This window comes from Staphylococcus sp. SB1-57, assembly GCF_017086425.1.
GTDB lineage: Bacteria > Bacillota > Bacilli > Staphylococcales > Staphylococcaceae > Staphylococcus > Staphylococcus warneri_A.
On record NZ_CP070964.1, the window covers coordinates 1,900,264 to 1,917,218 of the forward strand.

Annotated in this window: 20 protein-coding genes and 1 tRNA gene; 7 read left to right on the top strand and 14 right to left on the bottom strand. The window is 32.4% G+C overall.

What is annotated here, in order from left to right:
* Positions 1 to 28: 28 nt before the first annotated feature.
* The 9 genes from JX000_RS09450 to JX000_RS09490 form a co-directional block, all read right to left on the bottom strand.
* The gene (locus JX000_RS09450) at positions 29 to 769 is read right to left on the bottom strand and encodes an alpha/beta hydrolase (RefSeq protein ID WP_049423751.1); all 741 of its coding nucleotides are present in this window, start codon (positions 767 to 769) and stop codon (positions 29 to 31) included.
* Between the two features lie 134 nt (positions 770 to 903).
* Positions 904 to 1,137: a preprotein translocase subunit SecG gene (gene secG, locus JX000_RS09455; RefSeq protein WP_002450892.1), complete on the bottom strand. Its 234-nt coding sequence runs from the start codon at positions 1,135 to 1,137 to the stop codon at positions 904 to 906.
* A 68-nt stretch (positions 1,138 to 1,205) separates the two neighbouring features.
* Positions 1,206 to 1,664: a hypothetical protein gene (locus tag JX000_RS09460; RefSeq protein WP_124228483.1), complete on the bottom strand. Its 459-nt coding sequence runs from the start codon at positions 1,662 to 1,664 to the stop codon at positions 1,206 to 1,208.
* A gap of 211 nt (positions 1,665 to 1,875) precedes the next feature.
* Positions 1,876 to 3,180: a surface-displayed alpha-enolase gene (gene eno / locus JX000_RS09465; RefSeq protein ID WP_002450894.1), complete on the bottom strand. Its 1,305-nt coding sequence runs from the start codon at positions 3,178 to 3,180 to the stop codon at positions 1,876 to 1,878.
* 141 nt (positions 3,181 to 3,321) lie between these two features.
* Complete coding sequence (gpmI, locus tag JX000_RS09470) at positions 3,322 to 4,839, bottom strand: 2,3-bisphosphoglycerate-independent phosphoglycerate mutase (protein ID WP_002465365.1); 1,518 nt, start codon at positions 4,837 to 4,839, stop codon at positions 3,322 to 3,324.
* A 2-nt stretch (positions 4,840 to 4,841) separates the two neighbouring features.
* Positions 4,842 to 5,603 (bottom strand): triose-phosphate isomerase, encoded by a 762-nt coding sequence (tpiA, locus tag JX000_RS09475; protein ID WP_002450896.1) that lies wholly within the window; start codon positions 5,601 to 5,603, stop codon positions 4,842 to 4,844.
* Positions 5,604 to 5,705: 102 nt separating this feature from the next.
* Positions 5,706 to 6,896, bottom strand: coding sequence for a phosphoglycerate kinase (locus JX000_RS09480; protein ID WP_002450897.1), 1,191 nt, complete (start codon positions 6,894 to 6,896; stop codon positions 5,706 to 5,708).
* Positions 6,897 to 7,030: 134 nt separating this feature from the next.
* Positions 7,031 to 8,038, bottom strand: a complete 1,008-nt coding sequence (gap, locus tag JX000_RS09485; RefSeq protein WP_002450898.1) for a type I glyceraldehyde-3-phosphate dehydrogenase — start codon at positions 8,036 to 8,038, stop codon at positions 7,031 to 7,033.
* A gap of 52 nt (positions 8,039 to 8,090) precedes the next feature.
* Positions 8,091 to 9,104, bottom strand: a complete 1,014-nt coding sequence (locus JX000_RS09490) for a sugar-binding transcriptional regulator (RefSeq protein ID WP_206140655.1) — start codon at positions 9,102 to 9,104, stop codon at positions 8,091 to 8,093.
* Between the two features lie 422 nt (positions 9,105 to 9,526).
* On the opposite strand from JX000_RS09490, the gene JX000_RS09495 reads away from it, so the two are divergent.
* The gene (locus JX000_RS09495; protein WP_002450900.1) at positions 9,527 to 9,748 is read left to right on the top strand and encodes a hypothetical protein; all 222 of its coding nucleotides are present in this window, start codon (positions 9,527 to 9,529) and stop codon (positions 9,746 to 9,748) included.
* A gap of 105 nt (positions 9,749 to 9,853) precedes the next feature.
* Here the strand turns inward: JX000_RS09495 and JX000_RS09500 are convergent, their stop codons facing one another.
* Positions 9,854 to 10,570 carry a DUF4887 domain-containing protein gene (locus tag JX000_RS09500; RefSeq protein ID WP_124228486.1) on the bottom strand — a complete coding sequence of 239 codons (717 nt, stop codon included), beginning with the start codon at positions 10,568 to 10,570 and terminating at the stop codon, positions 9,854 to 9,856.
* A 787-nt stretch (positions 10,571 to 11,357) separates the two neighbouring features.
* Between JX000_RS09500 and JX000_RS09505 the strand changes: the two genes are divergently transcribed.
* Together JX000_RS09505 and JX000_RS09510 are read left to right on the top strand one after the other, a co-directional pair.
* Complete coding sequence (locus JX000_RS09505; RefSeq protein ID WP_075778931.1) at positions 11,358 to 12,257, top strand: TIGR01777 family oxidoreductase; 900 nt, start codon at positions 11,358 to 11,360, stop codon at positions 12,255 to 12,257.
* A 19-nt stretch (positions 12,258 to 12,276) separates the two neighbouring features.
* Positions 12,277 to 12,465 (top strand): hypothetical protein, encoded by a 189-nt coding sequence (locus JX000_RS09510; RefSeq protein ID WP_002450903.1) that lies wholly within the window; start codon positions 12,277 to 12,279, stop codon positions 12,463 to 12,465.
* Between the two features lie 108 nt (positions 12,466 to 12,573).
* Here the strand turns inward: JX000_RS09510 and clpP are convergent, their stop codons facing one another.
* The gene (gene clpP / locus JX000_RS09515; protein ID WP_002450904.1) at positions 12,574 to 13,164 is read right to left on the bottom strand and encodes an ATP-dependent Clp endopeptidase proteolytic subunit ClpP; all 591 of its coding nucleotides are present in this window, start codon (positions 13,162 to 13,164) and stop codon (positions 12,574 to 12,576) included.
* 189 nt (positions 13,165 to 13,353) lie between these two features.
* Between clpP and JX000_RS09520 the strand changes: the two genes are divergently transcribed.
* A tRNA-Arg gene (locus JX000_RS09520) sits at positions 13,354 to 13,425 on the top strand.
* A 68-nt stretch (positions 13,426 to 13,493) separates the two neighbouring features.
* On the opposite strand, the gene JX000_RS09525 is transcribed toward JX000_RS09520, so the two are convergent.
* Positions 13,494 to 14,135 carry a hypothetical protein gene (locus tag JX000_RS09525; protein ID WP_206140656.1) on the bottom strand — a complete coding sequence of 214 codons (642 nt, stop codon included), beginning with the start codon at positions 14,133 to 14,135 and terminating at the stop codon, positions 13,494 to 13,496.
* A 363-nt stretch (positions 14,136 to 14,498) separates the two neighbouring features.
* Positions 14,499 to 14,669 carry a VraH family peptide resistance protein gene (locus JX000_RS09530; RefSeq protein ID WP_142237379.1) on the bottom strand — a complete coding sequence of 57 codons (171 nt, stop codon included), beginning with the start codon at positions 14,667 to 14,669 and terminating at the stop codon, positions 14,499 to 14,501.
* 303 nt (positions 14,670 to 14,972) lie between these two features.
* Between JX000_RS09530 and JX000_RS12160 the strand changes: the two genes are divergently transcribed.
* The 3 genes from JX000_RS12160 (at position 14,973) to JX000_RS09540 (ending at position 15,803) form a co-directional block, all read left to right on the top strand.
* On the top strand, positions 14,973 to 15,152 hold the full coding sequence (locus JX000_RS12160; protein ID WP_228077248.1) for a hypothetical protein: 180 nt from the start codon (positions 14,973 to 14,975) through the stop codon (positions 15,150 to 15,152).
* 148 nt (positions 15,153 to 15,300) lie between these two features.
* Positions 15,301 to 15,438: a hypothetical protein gene (locus tag JX000_RS12165; protein WP_232133409.1), complete on the top strand. Its 138-nt coding sequence runs from the start codon at positions 15,301 to 15,303 to the stop codon at positions 15,436 to 15,438.
* 11 nt (positions 15,439 to 15,449) lie between these two features.
* A complete protein-coding gene (locus tag JX000_RS09540; RefSeq protein WP_075778929.1) occupies positions 15,450 to 15,803 on the top strand; it encodes a hypothetical protein in 354 nt (117 codons plus the stop codon).
* 203 nt (positions 15,804 to 16,006) lie between these two features.
* On the opposite strand, the gene JX000_RS09545 is transcribed toward JX000_RS09540, so the two are convergent.
* Entirely contained in the window at positions 16,007 to 16,675 is a 669-nt protein-coding gene (locus tag JX000_RS09545; RefSeq protein WP_075778928.1) for a hypothetical protein, read from the bottom strand.
* Between the last annotated feature and the right edge of the window lie 280 nt (positions 16,676 to 16,955).

Below are 16,955 nucleotides of genomic sequence, written 5' to 3' on the forward strand. Positions count from 1 at the left end.
CCCTCCTTTCTAATTATCTTGTTTATTTTTATTCTGACCAATCTAATGATTCTAAAAATGCGTATATATCCTCAAAGACTTGTTCTTTTTCTTTATCGATTGTAATTACATGTCCTGAGTTCGCATACCATTTAATATCTTTATCATCAGATTCTACAGTTTCATATATATAATTTGCTGATTGAGGATCAATCATTTTGTCTTGTTCTGCTTGTACAACTAATATTGGGTCCATCACTTCATCTACTTGATCTTTAACGCCTTTCATTGTAGCACTTAATTCTTCAAGTGTTTCAGTTGGATGGAAATGTTCCATTTCTTGATCAATGGTCGCTTGATCTTTACCCTCATATTTCTTGAAATTTCTAGCATATTCTAAAAATCCGTCGTAAATTGTGCTCGATGACTTATCATCCATAGGAGCGCACATAGTTATAATACCCTTAACATCTCTGTTTAAGCTTAATTTTAAAGCAAAAACGCCACCTAATGATAATCCCGCAACTGCGATTTCATCATATCCTTGATCAACTAAATATTGATAGCCATCTAAGACATCTTTAAACCATACGTATGGACTTGATTTTAATATCTCTTCAGGTGGTGCAGCATGGCCCTCATATTGTGGCGCATAAGATGTATATCCCTTTTTCTGTAAGAAACGGCCTAATTGTCTTACATCTGAAGAATTACCTGTAAATCCATGTAATAACAATACTGCACGCTTGCCCTCTTCGAAAAAGAAAGGTTTAGGTAGTTTAATTTGCATGATGTTCATCCCTCTTCCAAAAGTATTCATAAACCATTTTTATATCAAACGACTTCCCTTTATTAGTCAATATCTCTATCATTCATTTTCTCTTTATTATAAATAAAAAAGCCCGACATGAACATCGTCGGACCTTATAAACCAAGATAACTTATGCCAATCATAAGTAAAAAGAATATTACAGATAAAATTATTGTTAATCTATGCAAGAATAAATCGACGCCACGTTGTTTTTGTTTACCAAACAACTGTTCTGCGCCGCCACTGATAGCACCTGAAAGTCCATTACTTTTTCCTTCTTGGAGTAATACAACAGTCACTAATGCAATACAATCTATAATTAATAATACGACGAAAAATGTATGCATAAAAATTGTCCTCCATTCATTATATACGAATCGAATTATAACACATATTCGTATTGTTTATCAATCTTCTATCGATTGAACGTACTTTTACGCTTAATTGATACGACTAACATATATGCTGCTAAAATAAGTGAACCAATCACTACAATTAAAATAGGTAATATGGCGATCATACTTTTAACATCTAGTATCGCTTGTACAACCATGTATAAATTGACGAGTGTAAAGAAAGCATTCGAAATATATACTGCAAACATAAACCACCATAAATAAGGATGGCGATTCCAATATGCAATGACACCTGATAAATATGCTAATAAATACATGACACCGTCAAATCTGAAACTGTTTAATACTTGATTCACTGAATTAGTCGTTGTCTTTTGACCTGCTAGTGATAACAATGTTTTAACTGTTGTAGCATCTAACACGATAAAATTATGAATGATTAACAATATGAAAAATATAAGTGAACTGATAGCTATTACATTACCTGTAACGACTTCTCTTTTTGTTGTTTCAGCCATTATCGTTCTCCTTTTACAATTGAATACTTACATTATTATACCAGTTTGTATATATAAGTTAAATCATACTTATTGATGCACTTATAAATGATCAACTACAATGACATATTAAAAACCCGTTACAGCCTCAACTCTGTAACGGGTTATGTTTCTAGGATGCACATCCTAGACTTTTAGCGTGAACTCAATAATTTTAAATATAAAACAACACTTATTTATCTAAATTGTAGAATGATTTAATACCATCAAATTTAGCAGTTTCGTATAATTCATCTTCAATACGTAATAATTGATTGTATTTAGCGATACGGTCAGTTCTTGATAATGAACCAGTTTTGATTTGACCAGCGTTTGTAGCAACAGCGATATCAGAAATTGTTGTATCTTCTGTTTCACCTGAACGGTGAGAAACTACTGCTGTGTAACCAGCTTTTTGAGCCATTTCGATCGCATCGAATGTTTCAGTTAAAGTACCGATTTGGTTAACTTTGATTAAGATTGAGTTACCAATACCTTGTTCGATACCTTTAGATAAGATTTCAGTGTTAGTTACGAATAAATCGTCGCCAACTAATTGTACTTTATCACCGATACGTTCTGTAAGTTGTTTCCAACCTTCCCAGTCGTTTTCGTCCATACCATCTTCAATAGTGATGATTGGGTATTTGTTGATTAATTGTTCTAAGTAGTCAACTTGTTCAGCTGCACTACGTTTAGCACCATGTTCACCTTCGAATTTAGTGTAATCATAAACACCATTTTCGTAGAATTCTGATGAAGCACAGTCAAATCCTAAGAATACTTCTTCACCTGGTTTGTAACCAGCTGCTTCGATAGCTTGGATAATTGTTTCTACAGCATCTTCTGTACCTTCAAATTTAGGAGCGAAACCACCTTCGTCACCTACTGCAGTTTCTAATCCACGTTTACTTAAAATTGATTTTAAGTTATGGAAGATTTCAGCGCCCCAACGTAATGATTCTTTGAATGATTCAGCACCTACTGGTAAAATCATGAACTCTTGGAATGCGATTGGTGCATCTGAGTGAGAACCACCGTTAACGATGTTCATCATTGGAACTGGTAATTGTTTACCGTTAAATCCACCTAAGTATTTGTATAAAGGTTGACCTAATAAGTCAGCTGCTGCTCTAGCTACGGCGATTGATACACCTAAAATAGCGTTAGCACCTAATTTACCTTTATTTGAAGTACCGTCTAATTGAATCATCATTTTGTCGATAGATACTTGATCTAATACTGAGAATTCACCTTCAACGATTTCTGGTGCGATGATTTCATTTACGTTTTCAACAGCTTTAGTAACACCTTTACCTAAGTAACGTGATTTGTCACCGTCACGTAATTCTACTGCTTCGTGTTCACCTGTAGAAGCACCTGATGGTACTAATGCACGGCCGAATGCGCCACTTTCAGTTAATACTTCTACCTCAACTGTTGGGTTACCACGTGAGTCTAAGACTTCGCGAGCGTAAACATCTGTAATAATTGGCATGTTTAATTTCTCCTTTAAATATATGATTTAAAGCTATTATAGCTTTATTTATTTAATTAATAAAATGATAATACATGTTGTTAACGAAAAGTTAACAAACAAGGGAACTTAATCCCTTATTTGAAACATATTTTCTATAAATTAATGATTAATTAAAGATTCACCTGTCATATCTTCAGGTTGTTGAACATTTAATAAATCTAATAATGTTGGAGCTAAGTCGCCTAAACGACCAGTTTCTCTTAAAGTTACGCCTTCTTTTGTAACAATAACTGGAACTGGGTTAGTTGTATGTGTAGTCATTGGTTGGTCATCATCTGTTAAGACTTGGTCAGAGTTACCATGGTCTGCAGTGATAATCGCATGTCCACCCATGTCGATAATTTTATCTACAACTTCACCTAAACATTCATCAACAGCTTCGATAGCTTTGATTGTTGGCTCTAACATACCACTGTGACCTACCATGTCTGGATTAGCAAAGTTTAACAAGATTAAATCTAAGTCGCCTTTGTCTAATTCTTCTAATAAGGCATCTTTTACTTCGTATGCACTCATTTCTGGTTTTAAGTCGTAAGTTGCAACTTTAGGTGAATCGATTAAACGTCTACGTTCACCTTCAAATTCAGCATTACGACCACCACTCATGAAGTAAGTAACATGAGGGAATTTTTCAGTCTCAGCAATACGTAATTGTGTAAGATTATTATCTTGAGCAACTTCACCAATTGTATTTTTAAGATCTACTTTTTCAAATACAACTTCAGCATCAACGTCATCGTTGTATTTAGTAAATGTAGCATAGAATAAGTCATTAACTCGTTCTACTTTGAAACCTTCAAATGCTTTATTAGTGAATACTTCTGATAATTGTGCAGCTCTGTCTGGACGGAAGTTATAGAAAATAACTGCATCTCCGTCATTAACGCCATCATTTTGTCCTTCAACGATAAATGGTTCAACAAACTCATCTGTTAAATCTTTATCATAGTTCGCTTCTACACCTTCTTTAGCAGTAGCGAATGTAGGACCTTCAAAATTACGAATTGCGTTGTAAGCTTTTTCTTCACGATCCCAACGTTTATCACGGTCCATTGCATAATAACGTCCAGATACTGAAGCGAATTGGCCTACACCTAATTCTTTGAATTTAGCTTCTGTTTCTTCGATATATTTAATTGCAGATTTTTGATCAACGTCACGTCCATCTAAAAATGCATGTACATATACTTTCTCAACACCTTGCTTTTTAGCTAATTCTAAAATCGCAAATAAGTGTTTATAATGACTGTGAACACCGCCATCTGATAGTAAACCGAATACATGTAATGCTGAATTGTTGTCTTTTACATGTTTTACTGCGTTATTTAACACATCATTTTCGAAGAAATCTCCGTCTTCGATTGATTTGTTAATACGAGTTAAACTTTGATAAACAATACGTCCAGCACCAATATTCATGTGTCCTACTTCAGAGTTACCCATTTGGCCTTCAGGAAGACCAACATCTAATCCACTAGCTTCAATTTGAGTAGTTGGATATTTATTGTAGTAACGATCAAAATTAGGTTTGTTTGCTAATTTTACAGCGTTACCGTGTTCACTTTCACGATTTGCAAAACCATCTAAAATGATTAAGGCAGTTGGTTGTTTTGCCATAATTATTTTGCACCTTCTAACAATTGTTCAAAATCTTCTACTTTTAATGAAGCGCCGCCTACTAATGCGCCGTCGATATCTGATTGAGCCATATATTCTTTGATGTTGTTAGGTTTAACACTACCACCATATTGAATACGAGTTGCATCAGCTACATCTTGGCTTGATAAGTCTGCAATTGTTTTACGAACATGTGCACACATTTCATTAGCATCTTCAGATGTAGATGATTTACCAGTACCGATAGCCCAAATTGGTTCATATGCAATCACAACTTGTTTAAGTTGCTCATTTGATAAACCTTCAACAGCTTTCTTAACTTGGTTACCTACAACTTCATTAGCTTTTCCACTTTCACGTTCTTCATCTGATTCACCTACACAAATGATTGGTGTCATGCCGTGATTGAAGATAGCGTGCGCTTTTTTATTAACTTCTTCGTCTGTTTCGTGGAATAAGTCACGACGTTCAGAGTGTCCGATGACAACATATTTCACGCCTAAATCAGCTAATGCTACTGGAGAAGTTTCTCCTGTGAAAGCACCATTATCTTCAAAATATGCATTTTGAGCACCGATTTGTAAGCCTTTAGCTTTACCATCTTTAACTGCTGTGATTAATGCATCTAATTGAATTGTTGGTGCACAAATTACTGATTCAACTTCTTTAGGATCAGGTAATGTTGATAATTCATTAACGAAATCTTTAGCTTCTTGAACTGTTTTGTTCATTTTCCAGTTACCTGCGATAATTGGTGTTCTCATTCAATACACTCCTTAATATTTTAATGTTTATTGGTATACTATATATCTTTCAACATTCGTTTTCCCGAATATACCTGAGAAAAACACAACATTTTATAGATATTATTTATTGTTGATTGCTTTAATACCAGGTAGTTCTTTACCTTCTAGGTATTCTAATGATGCACCGCCACCAGTAGAAATGTGAGTGAAGTTATCTTCGAATCCTAGTGAGATTGCTGCTGCTGCAGAATCACCACCACCGATAATTGTCACGGCATCTTTTAAGTTAGCGATTGACTCACATACACCGATAGTACCTTGAGCAAAGTTACTAAATTCGAATACACCCATAGGTCCATTCCATACTACTGTATGCGCACCTTGTAATTCTTTGTTAAATAATTCAACAGTTTTAGGACCAACATCCATTGCTTCTTGGTCTTTAGGAATATCATCAATTGATACTTCAGTGATTTCTGCATCATTTGAGAATTCTTTTGCTACTTTAGCGTCAACAGGTAATACAATTTGGTCTCCATTGCTTTCTAGTAATTCTTTAGCAAAGTCAATTTTGTCTTCTTCTAATAAAGATAATCCAATTTCTTTACCTTGTGCTTTAAGGAATGTATAAGCCATTCCACCACCGATAAGGATTTTATCAGCAATGTTTAATAAGTTTTTGATTACGCCGATTTTATCAGAAACTTTAGCACCACCAAGGATTGCTACCACTGGTTTGTGTGGATCATTTACTACGCCGCCAATGAATTTAATTTCTTTTTCCATTAAGAAACCAGCTGCAGTTTCTAAATGAGTAGAAATCCCTACGTTAGAGGCATGTTCACGGTGAGCAGTACCGAATGCATCGTTTACAAATACGTCACCTAATGAAGCCCAATATTTACCTAATTCTGGGTCATTTTTAGATTCTTTCTTACCATCTAAATCTTCAAAACGTGTATTTTGTACTAATAATACATCGCCAGCTTTAAGATCTTTGATTGCAGATTCTAATTTTTCACCACGAGTTTCAGGTACAAATACTACGTCTTTATCTAACTTTTTAGATAAGTCATCTGCAACAGGTTTTAATGTTAATGATTCTTTGTCGCTTTCTTCTTTTACTTTACCTAAGTGTGAGAATAAGACAACTTTACCACCTTGTTCGATGATGTATTTGATTGTTGGTAATGCTTGTACAATACGGTTATCATTTGTGATTTCACCGTCTTTTAAAGGTACGTTGAAGTCCGCACGAACTAATACCGTTTTGTCTTTAAGTTCTAAATCAGAAACAATTTTTTTAGCCATTTTCATTTCCTCCTTTAATTAGGAAAATATATATTAAAAAATAAGCGGAGAAGCGTTTGTGCTCCCCGCTTACTCATAAGCTTTATTATAAAATTTAACAGTTAAGAGCACTAGTTAAATTAACTATGCTTTAATTATTTAGATAACTCAGCTAATTTGTTTAAAGTACGTACTAATTGAGCAGTGTATGACATTTCATTGTCGTACCAAGCAGCAACTTTAACTAATTGACGACCACCAACAGCCATTACACGAGTTTGAGTTGCATCGAATAATGAACCGTAAGTCATACCAACTACGTCAGAAGATACGATTTCGTCTTCAGTGTAACCGAATGATTCGTCAGAAGCTTGTTTCATTGCTTCGTTAACTTGTTCAACTGTTACGTCTTTTTCTAATACTACTGTTAATTCAGTTAATGAACCAGTTGCAACTGGAACACGTTGTGCACCACCGTCTAATTTTCCGTCGATTTCAGGAATTACTTTACCGATTGCTTTAGCAGCACCAGTTGAGTTAGGGATGATGTTTTCTGCTGCAGCACGAGCACGACGTTTGTCGCCTTTTCTGTGTGGAGCATCTTGAGTATTTTGGTCACCAGTGTATGCGTGGATAGTTGTCATTAAACCTTCAACTAAACCGAACTCATCACTTAACACTTTAGCTACTGGAGCTAATGAGTTAGTAGTACATGATGCACCTGATACTACTGTTTCAGAACCATCTAATTCATCGTGGTTAGTGTTGTAAACGATTGTTTTTAAGTCACCAGTTGCTGGAGCTGAGATTAATACTTTTTTAGCACCTGCATCAACGTGAGCTTGTGCTTTATCTTTGTCAGTATAGAAACCAGTACATTCTAATACTACGTCGATATCTAAGTCTTTCCAAGGTAATTTGCTTGCATCTGGTTCATCGAATGATTTAACTTCTTTACCGTTAACGCGGAATCCACCGTCGATAACTTCTACTTCACCAGTGAAGCGACCTTGCATAGTGTCATATTTTAATAAGTGTGCTAACATATCGTCATCAGTTAAGTCGTTTACTGCAACTACTTCTAAACCTTCTACGTCTTGAATTCTTCTAAATGCTAAACGACCAATTCTACCAAAACCATTAATTGCTACTTTTACTGCCATTATAATGGCCTCCTTTAATAATGATATTTAAAAAGCTTTGAACTTTTTATTCCTAATTTAATATTACTTTCGCCGCAGCTTCATCAGTGATTAACACTGTATTGTCAGGGGCAATTGATAAGTAAGCTTTAATTGCTTCACCTTTAGATTGACCGCCTGCTACTGCATAGATAAAGTCTTTGGACTCAAGATCTTCTAATTGTAATCCGATTGTCTTTACTTTGTGGACGATATGACCTTGAGCATCAAGGTAATAACCAAATGCTTCACCCACGGCTTGGTGATGTTGAAGCTTATCAATCACATCTTTATGTGACTGTCGTCGATGCGCCATCTTCAGCGCATCACCAATACCATGTATCGTTACATTCGCTTGTTTAATTTTATCCAATGTATGACTGACTGAAGGTTCTAACATTAATGTATTATATGTAGACTCACTTACGTTATCAGGTACATATAATGTTGTGTAATAACCACCTGCTTGTTGTGCCATACTTGATGCAATCGTATTGGCTTGATATACCATATTTTCACCAAGTCCACCACGAGCAGGTACGAAGAACACATTAAATGGTAATAAATGAATAGATTCACTTACATAAGCCATTGTTGAACCACCAGTTACTGACACAATTGCGTCTTCGTATAAACTACTTTCTAATAACTGGCCAGCCTGTCTGCCCATTTCTCTTTTAACTGATTGTTTCTCGTCTGAATCACCAGGGACAACATGAACTTCTTTTATGTTGTACTTCTCTTTAATGGCATTAGCCATTTTATGATCATCTGAATAATGATTAAAGTAATCATTTAATTGATTGATTACCTCTTTACCCTTTTCAGTGATTTCCATTCCTGTTGATTTAACTTTGATTAGTTCTTGTTTTTTTAACAAATCTGTTTCAGAACGTAGAACTCTTTCCGTCAAATCCATATGTTCACTTAAACTACGTCGTCCAACTGGCTCATTTTGAGAAATAGTAGCTAAGATTGAAAAACGACGATACATCTTTTCGACCAAATCTGGAATAAGTTGCTGTTGAATTTCGATCAAATCTTTCACTACTCTTTCCTCCTTGTATGTTTCTAAAGGATGAGTCAATATTGCTTGAATCATAGAGGATTGACGTTTGAAGTCCCACGTGGGACAAAATCTAACCTCTTTACAATTGCAATAGTACTATTATGCGAATTAAAATGCAAGTAAATCCGCTCAAAATTTTCCAAATATTGTGTAAAGCGATTTCATTTACTTTAGGTACAGTTACGTGAATTAAATCACTTATTCAAGGTATTTTAAGCTTTTTATCAACTTTTAGTTGCACACGACTCAGTTGATAAATATTGTGCTACACATTGATAATATTACCCTTTATGTTACGAGTTAACCATATCACTATAAAGCAATTATTCTTTTATAATATTGTGCTTTTCATTTATAATCCAAATAAGGACAACTCTTTTTGAAAGAAGGTTTAATTTATATTGAGTACAGACGACGAAAATAAAATAGAAGTTATCGATCCAACTGACCCGCGTTATAAAGATGATGAACATTTTCATCAAAATCGCTATGACGATAACAAGTCCAGTAACCAAATTTATACATATGGATGTACACACACGGGGTGTGGATGTTCTATTGGTTGCTCTACATTGATGCTCATTTCCCTTATTATCACAATGTTTATTTATTGGTTATTTTAATGCACATTACTGTAATAATTTTTTAAATATAGAAAATGCCGATAAGGTCAGTACATTAACTTGCGAATCGCAATTGTACGAAATACCTTATCGGCCTTTTAATACTTATTCATCAGATTTATTGTTAGATGAACTATTTTGACTTTGTGAACTTTGTCTATTATTTGATTGTTGTGATGCACTGCGTTGTGTATTATTGTTTGAGTTATTCTGCGTTGATTGTTGTGCACTTGGCTTTTCTTGGGTACTTGGTTTTTGTTGTGTGCTTGGTTTCTCTTGAGTACTTGGCTTTTGTTGTGTGCTTGGTTTTTCTTGAGTACTTGGCTTTTCTTGGGTACTTGGCTTTTCTTGGGTACTTGGTTTTTCTTGCGTGCTTGGTTTCTCTTGCTTGCTTGGTTTTTCTTTAGTTGGTGCTTCCTTAGTTTTATTATCTACTTTTGGTTTTTGTTGTGTCTTAGGCTGTTGTGATTTTGGTTGTTGAGTAGAAGGTTGTTGCTGTGTTGTTGGTTGCTGTGTTGTTGGTTGTTGTCTTGTCTGTTGTTGTGATGGTTGTTGTTGTGTATTTTGCTTTTCATCAGACTTTTTGTCAGATGATTTTTCTTTTTTCTCTTTGTCGTCTTTGTCTTTTTTATCTTTTTGTTCTTGCTTCGTCTCATTATTTAATCGTTCATTAGCTTTCTTTGAATGATCTACAAATGAAAATATAGCAAATGTTAAGCCACCCAGTAGCAATAATACGATAATGATACTAATTATTTTCGCGATGCCACTCATACCTTTTTTACCTTGATTGTCGTACTCATTAAAATCTTGCTTTGACATATTCTCCCTCACTTTAAACATGGAATATCATATATAATAAATTTATATCTTAAGTTGTCGTTATGTTTTATTCATCAAAAATTTATATTTAGGATTTCAATAGGATTAGCAAATTACTATTTACATAATCTTATCTCATTTATGATAACATCATAATGAAGAAGAAACATCTATTTTAAACTTTTTTAATATAAATTTAATAGGAACGGTTTGTGATAATAATGAAAAAATTGTTTGAAGAACATTTAGAGACTAATACCAATGATGACCACAAAATTACAATAAAAAAGATGTTGATAACTAATGATCAACATCAAAATAAATCACCCATTTTAAGCAATAGCTGCTATTATGCCTTCATTTTATTGGCACTGTTCACTTTCATTTGGTTTTTTCATTAAAATTAAAGTTTATTAATTAAATGATTATTTCTATTATAAATATGCACACAATTTTTTATTAAGTTTATTTCTGTAAAAAGATGTAAAAATCATTTAGAATAATAATAAAGAGAGAAAAAAGACCCATACGTTGCTCGCATGGGCCCACTACTAAAGGGAGTCAAAATTTACCTTCGCTAGTATATTATGGGGTATACTCATACTAATTAAGAGATGTTTAATTAATTTCCGAAGGTACAAATCAATTATAACTTAACAAAAAATTTTTTAAATACGAATCTAAAAAAGTATTTGACATATTGTTGGCTAAAAATTGGATAAATTTTGAATAATAATAATCACTACTAACTATTAACTAAGTTAGAATTTTTTATTGAGGTGAGATAATGAAACAATATTTAATAACTGGTGGAACTGGCATGGTAGGTTCTCATTTAGTGAGTGAAATTAAGAAATCAAATGCTCATATTACTATTTTGACTCGACATGATGAACAATCAAACGATGCTCGGGTTTCATATGTGAATTGGTCTAAAGATGGCTGGGAAAGTAAAGTGCCTGATATCGATATCGTTATCAATCTAGCTGGTGCAACACTCAACCAACGTTGGACAAAAGACTATAAACAAACATTAATGTTAAGCAGAATTCAATCTACACAGGCCCTTTTTGAATTATTTAAAAAAAGAGAAAAGAAGCCAGAAGTATTATTTAATGCTAGTGCTATGGGATATTACCCTCCTAATTATCACCATAGTTATACAGAACTTTTTAAAACATTACCGTTTGACTTTTTATCAGATATTGTTTATCAATGGGAAAGATTTGCTAAGCAATTCGAAGCACTAGGAACAAGAGTCGTTTTAGGTCGCTTTGGAATGATCTTATCTAATGATGGTGGCGCTTTACAAACTATGAAATTACCTTATCAATTTTATGTTGGTGGTAAATTAGGATCTGGTTTCCAGTGGTATTCATGGATTCACATTGATGATTTAACACGTGCAATATTATTTACAATCGGTAATGACAAAGCCAAAGGACCTTTTAACTTAACTGCACCAATACCTGAACGTCAAAATTTATTCGGTTATACGTTAGCTCGTGCAATGCATAAGCCACATGAAACATGGGTTCCAAGCTTTGCGATGAGACTAGTACTTGGTGAAATGTCTACCGTTGTTTTAGATACGCAAAAGGTATTACCAAATAAACTCGAAGCACTAGGATTTAATTTCATGTATAATAATCTTAAAAATGCACTAGATGATTTAATCAGAAATTAAATTAAGAGGTACAACAGCAATGGAAAACAATCAAAATGACAAACTCACATACATTTTAATGATCATAGCAGGCTTAATCTGTATTTTGAACGGTGTCTTAGTATTTGATCAAACAGTAATTATGATATTACTCTCCATCCTATTTATTATTGTAGGACTCATAATGTCGTTTATTTCAATTAATGGATTGAGACATAAGTTAAAATAGTTAACGCCATACAAATCTATATAAGTAAAAAAGAAGTCAGGACCTTAAATGATGGTCCTGACTTCTTTTTATTGAACTTCGATTATTATATCTAATTAAATAGAAATATTATTGTTTACCTTCTGGTTCCATAACTTCATCAACTAAGCCGTATGCTTTAGCTTCTTCAGCTGTTAAGAAATTGTCACGATCAGTATCTTGTTGAATTTTTTCAATAGATTGACCTGTTCTTTCAGCTAAAATACGATTTAATTTTTCACGAGTTTTTAAGATATGGTTGGCAGCAATCTCGATTTCAGTTGCTTGACCTTGTGCACCACCTAAAGGTTGGTGAATCATTACTTCAGCGTTTGGTAAAGCATAACGTTTACCTTTTGCACCTGCTGCTAATAAGAATGAACCCATTGACGCAGCCATACCAATACAAATTGTTTGAACATCTGGTTTGATATGTTGAATTGTATCATAGATAGCAAAGCCAGCAGTCACGCTTCCCCCTGGTGAATTGATATATAAGTAAATATCTTTTTCAGAGTCTTGGGCTTGTAAGAATAATAATTGAGATACAATTGAGTTAGCAACGTTATCATCAATTTGAGAACCTAACATAATAATACGGTCTTTTAATAATCGTGAATAAATGTCATACGCACGTTCCCCACGATTTGTTGTTTCGATAACTGTAGGAATTAAATTCATCTATATTTCCTCCTTGTAATAACTGTTACTTCACATTTTAACCTAAAAGTCAAAAATGGTCAAAAATAAAGTTCTTTTAGTTTAATTGCTAATTGACGTTAAGTGAATTACTTTTGTACACTAGAAATAACTATTTTTGATTGTACTGATTTTATATCGTTTAGTACAGAAATAAGCTTTATCTATTTTCCCCTTGTAGTGTAATGGATAACACATAAGATTCCGGTTCTTAGAATAGGGGTTCGATTCCCTTCGAGGGGGCTCAGTAGCCATTAAAACGTTGTTTTAATGGCGTTTCTTTTGCTTAATGGGGAAAAAACAGGGAAACGTTATTTATATTTTGAATAAAAAGTTTTCAGATTTGCAAAGTAAGTACTTTTAATTCTGTGAAAATCTGGGTTTTTCTCTTTTTCTCCATCATCTTGGCGACTATTTAAATCTTCAATACAAAATATTAATTCTGATATTAACTCATACACATCATCTAGTTCAGTGATATCATCATCACTTAGATAATAATAACTTTCGCTCATTTTAAACTCGCTTATTTTATTCAGTGATATATTTATTCTATTTATATAGGTATCTCTTACTCTGCTATATATTACTTCTTCAAATGTAAACATTCCACCTGCATCAAAAGGTCGTGCATTATCAAGAGCTATTTTAGTTTGTTTTAACAACTCATTTTTTAGCGCTTTTGCTCTCTTTTTATTAATTTCAATTTTATTATTTTCACTTAATCTAATGGTTTTCATGGTATAACGCCCAGATATAGCCGCACCTAAAAATGCACCACCAAACGTTGAAAATATACCAACAAAACTAATGGCAATGGAATAACCCGTAATACTATGATTAGGATCCACAGAGCTAATAATGTAACCAACTGTGAACACAAACGTCATTATTGCAAGAACAACAATAAAGGTTATAAACAAAATATGTTTCAACTCAAATTTATTTTGCATTATCTGTCACCTCATGTTTTTCTTACCATAATACCACATATAAATTTAGTACCTACTACTAAGTTATGGTATAATTAAACTATGTTGAAAGTTACTCAACATTTGGGGATTCATGAATCTCAGATAGTCTTAAATCATAGTATAATAAAATGACGCTATTCATACTATGTTTATTTTTAATTTCACATTCAACGTTTAAGCCACCATATACTATATATGATGGCTTTTTGTTATGCTTGTTTTTAATATATAAATTAGTAAGTATCTTAAATGTATTTGTCATAGTGAACATTTCGTTCAGTAAGCTATATACTAGTGTCATGGATCACGATTTCAATGACCATTTTAGTAATCATTAAACCATTAATTAAATTTATCATCACTTAAATATAAATAAGCTATAACACCTATAGGAACACCCAATAATGGTGTCGTAAAGATACTAGCTATGAATATGTATAATATTAGCATCCAAATTTCATCAGATTCCCATTTTTTATTTAGTAAATATTCCCACATTTCTTTTATACTCACGCAATAACCACCTTTATTATATTTAATTAATAATGTACTCAATAATACATATATCACAATATCAATATAAATAAAATAGCTACCCAATACAGATATTAAGTACTATTTATACATATACCGATTCTCAGATTTACACAAGACGTTTCTCAGAAGTAATTCCAAAGATAGTAAAAGTAAAAGTTATATATACACTTATGTATATGAAACAGACACTTGGGGAAATTACACCAATTTTAAAACGATTACTATAGACTAAAGTTGTAAGTGCTAGATTAAAAATTTGATTAAAAGAGTAGATAAGCTATGAAGTTAAGTAAGAGTATAGGATCATTAGTTTTAAGTGCGGTTTTATTAACGTCTATTTCCCCTTTAGCAAGTGCAGAAGAACAAGTTCAAACGCAAAATAGTAATGTTCAACAATCTCAAGATAACAAGTCAAATCAACAAACTAATGAAAACAAAAAAATGTACAAACCTATGTAGGCGGGACATATCTTACTAAAAAACTATTAAGGGTATATTAAGTAATAAAGGTAAATTAGTAGGTGCAGTTAAAACTGTTACTGGCAATCAAAAAGCAGCAAATGCTGTTTCAAAAAATTTCGACGCAATTGATTCAGAACTACGCCCTTTGTTAAAATTATCTGAAGTCCCAGCTAACTCAGTTGCTGATGCAGTGTATAGAGGATTAGTAGATGCTGGTATTGACAAAGACCTCGTTGGTCAAGTTAAAGTTGCAGTAAAAGAAGGTATTAATTTACTAGTTTAGGAGTGAAAATAATGTTTGAAAATAAAGATGATATAAGGTTACTATATCAAGCAGTTTCAGAACTAGCAGAAATCGTAGGACATCATCCTTACAATACAAAATCAATAAGTCTTTTATGTTTAGACTTAGGTATCCCTCTAGATGAATATGAAAAAGTATTTATGGCATTTACAAGGTTGTCTAATAACAAAAACACTGATGATATGAACATTGAAGAATTTAAATCAATATTAATTGAAAATGTAACTAAATATGACGAAATAACTGACTCTCAAGCTTTAAGATTTATAGAAGGCTACGCTAGAAATTATATACCTGAATTATTACCATATGCAGAAAAGTTATATCTTGATTTAAGAGTATAAAAATAAGAGCTTAGCATTGTGATGTGCAACCCAAAAGTTGGACTACAAATCTAACTTTATGGAGTGCATATCATTAAATTGTTGATCCTTATTTTGTTGAAATTTACTCATCATTAGAAAAACATTATACAAAAATAAATTTGAATTATATCTTTAAATAGCTCTATCACTTATTTATTCTGAGAATTTCTCTTTCATTCAAATTATAAATCACGCTTATCTATGTATTCTCTAATATCAATAACGAAATTATTAACCATTTGATAAACGTCATCTAAAAATTCAAACACTTCTCTATTATTGTATTCAAAATAAATTTCTTCTTTATATGAATAGTCTTTAACTTTGCTAAAATCAATCTTCCTACTATTCGGCATAATCAAAGTATCAACATTGTCTTCATGCCCAGATATACTCACATCTTTAATAATCACACCTTTTTGTTCAGTGTAACCTATTCCCTTTGTTATATTTTTGAATTGAACATTTATCATTGAATGTTTTTCATTATTCTGCATTTTATTGAATTCATTATATGTTTCAGTGTAAAATAAAGAATCAAAAATTTCTCTACCTCTATTGTCATTAACACCAAATCTTTCATTTAGCAGATTGTAAAACGTTTCGATACTTTTCATTTCTTTTTTATTTGGAATATATGGTTTTTTGTTTTTACTCACATTATTATGTTTTTTTATGCGTTGTATAGAATATTCCATTACCGATTTATATACGTTCAGTAATAAGTTAATCATTATCTGATCATTTAAATCTAATTCTTCTTTTTTCTTTAAATTTTCTATGTGATATAAACAAAAATTTAATTTTTGAATACTTTGCTCATATAAATCTAATTCTTTTAATTTTTTCATAAAACTACCTCTTTTTTTAGGTAACTATCTTTTATAGTATTGATTAGTATTAAATCTTTATCATCCAATTCATATATAACTCTATTTTCTAGTTCTAATATTCTATAAATTTTGTAATTTGATAATATATTGGTTATAAGATTTTGATTCTCACTAACACACATTACATTGGTCTTAGAATTTTCATAATCTTCTATATGCTCAAACAGTATATACGTTTTATCTCCCTCCTTTTAAAATTATTTTTACACTTATGAATTAAATTATAACACTTTGGCAA

What these genes read in the sequence shown, in the direction of transcription:
- gap (WP_002450898.1), bottom strand. Translation starts at nt 8,038, where the DNA reads ATGGCAGTAAAAGTAGCAATTAATGGTTTTGGTAGAATTGGTCGTTTA.
- JX000_RS09540 (WP_075778929.1), top strand. Translation starts at nt 15,450, where the DNA reads ATGTTTGAAAATAAAGATGATATAAGGTTACTATATCAAGCAGTTTCA.
- JX000_RS09510 (WP_002450903.1), top strand. Translation starts at nt 12,277, where the DNA reads ATGGAAAACAATCAAAATGACAAACTCACATACATTTTAATGATCATA.
- JX000_RS09450 (WP_049423751.1), bottom strand. Translation starts at nt 769, where the DNA reads ATGCAAATTAAACTACCTAAACCTTTCTTTTTCGAAGAGGGCAAGCGT.
- eno (WP_002450894.1), bottom strand. Translation starts at nt 3,180, where the DNA reads ATGCCAATTATTACAGATGTTTACGCTCGCGAAGTCTTAGACTCACGT.
- JX000_RS09525 (WP_206140656.1), bottom strand. Translation starts at nt 14,135, where the DNA reads ATGCAAAATAAATTTGAGTTGAAACATATTTTGTTTATAACCTTTATT.
- JX000_RS09500 (WP_124228486.1), bottom strand. Translation starts at nt 10,570, where the DNA reads ATGTCAAAGCAAGATTTTAATGAGTACGACAATCAAGGTAAAAAAGGT.
- JX000_RS09545 (WP_075778928.1), bottom strand. Translation starts at nt 16,675, where the DNA reads ATGAAAAAATTAAAAGAATTAGATTTATATGAGCAAAGTATTCAAAAA.
- tpiA (WP_002450896.1), bottom strand. Translation starts at nt 5,603, where the DNA reads ATGAGAACACCAATTATCGCAGGTAACTGGAAAATGAACAAAACAGTT.
- secG (WP_002450892.1), bottom strand. Translation starts at nt 1,137, where the DNA reads ATGCATACATTTTTCGTCGTATTATTAATTATAGATTGTATTGCATTA.
- JX000_RS09480 (WP_002450897.1), bottom strand. Translation starts at nt 6,896, where the DNA reads ATGGCTAAAAAAATTGTTTCTGATTTAGAACTTAAAGACAAAACGGTA.
- JX000_RS12160 (WP_228077248.1), top strand. Translation starts at nt 14,973, where the DNA reads ATGAAGTTAAGTAAGAGTATAGGATCATTAGTTTTAAGTGCGGTTTTA.
- gpmI (WP_002465365.1), bottom strand. Translation starts at nt 4,839, where the DNA reads ATGGCAAAACAACCAACTGCCTTAATCATTTTAGATGGTTTTGCAAAT.
- clpP (WP_002450904.1), bottom strand. Translation starts at nt 13,164, where the DNA reads ATGAATTTAATTCCTACAGTTATCGAAACAACAAATCGTGGGGAACGT.
- JX000_RS09460 (WP_124228483.1), bottom strand. Translation starts at nt 1,664, where the DNA reads ATGGCTGAAACAACAAAAAGAGAAGTCGTTACAGGTAATGTAATAGCT.
- JX000_RS09505 (WP_075778931.1), top strand. Translation starts at nt 11,358, where the DNA reads ATGAAACAATATTTAATAACTGGTGGAACTGGCATGGTAGGTTCTCAT.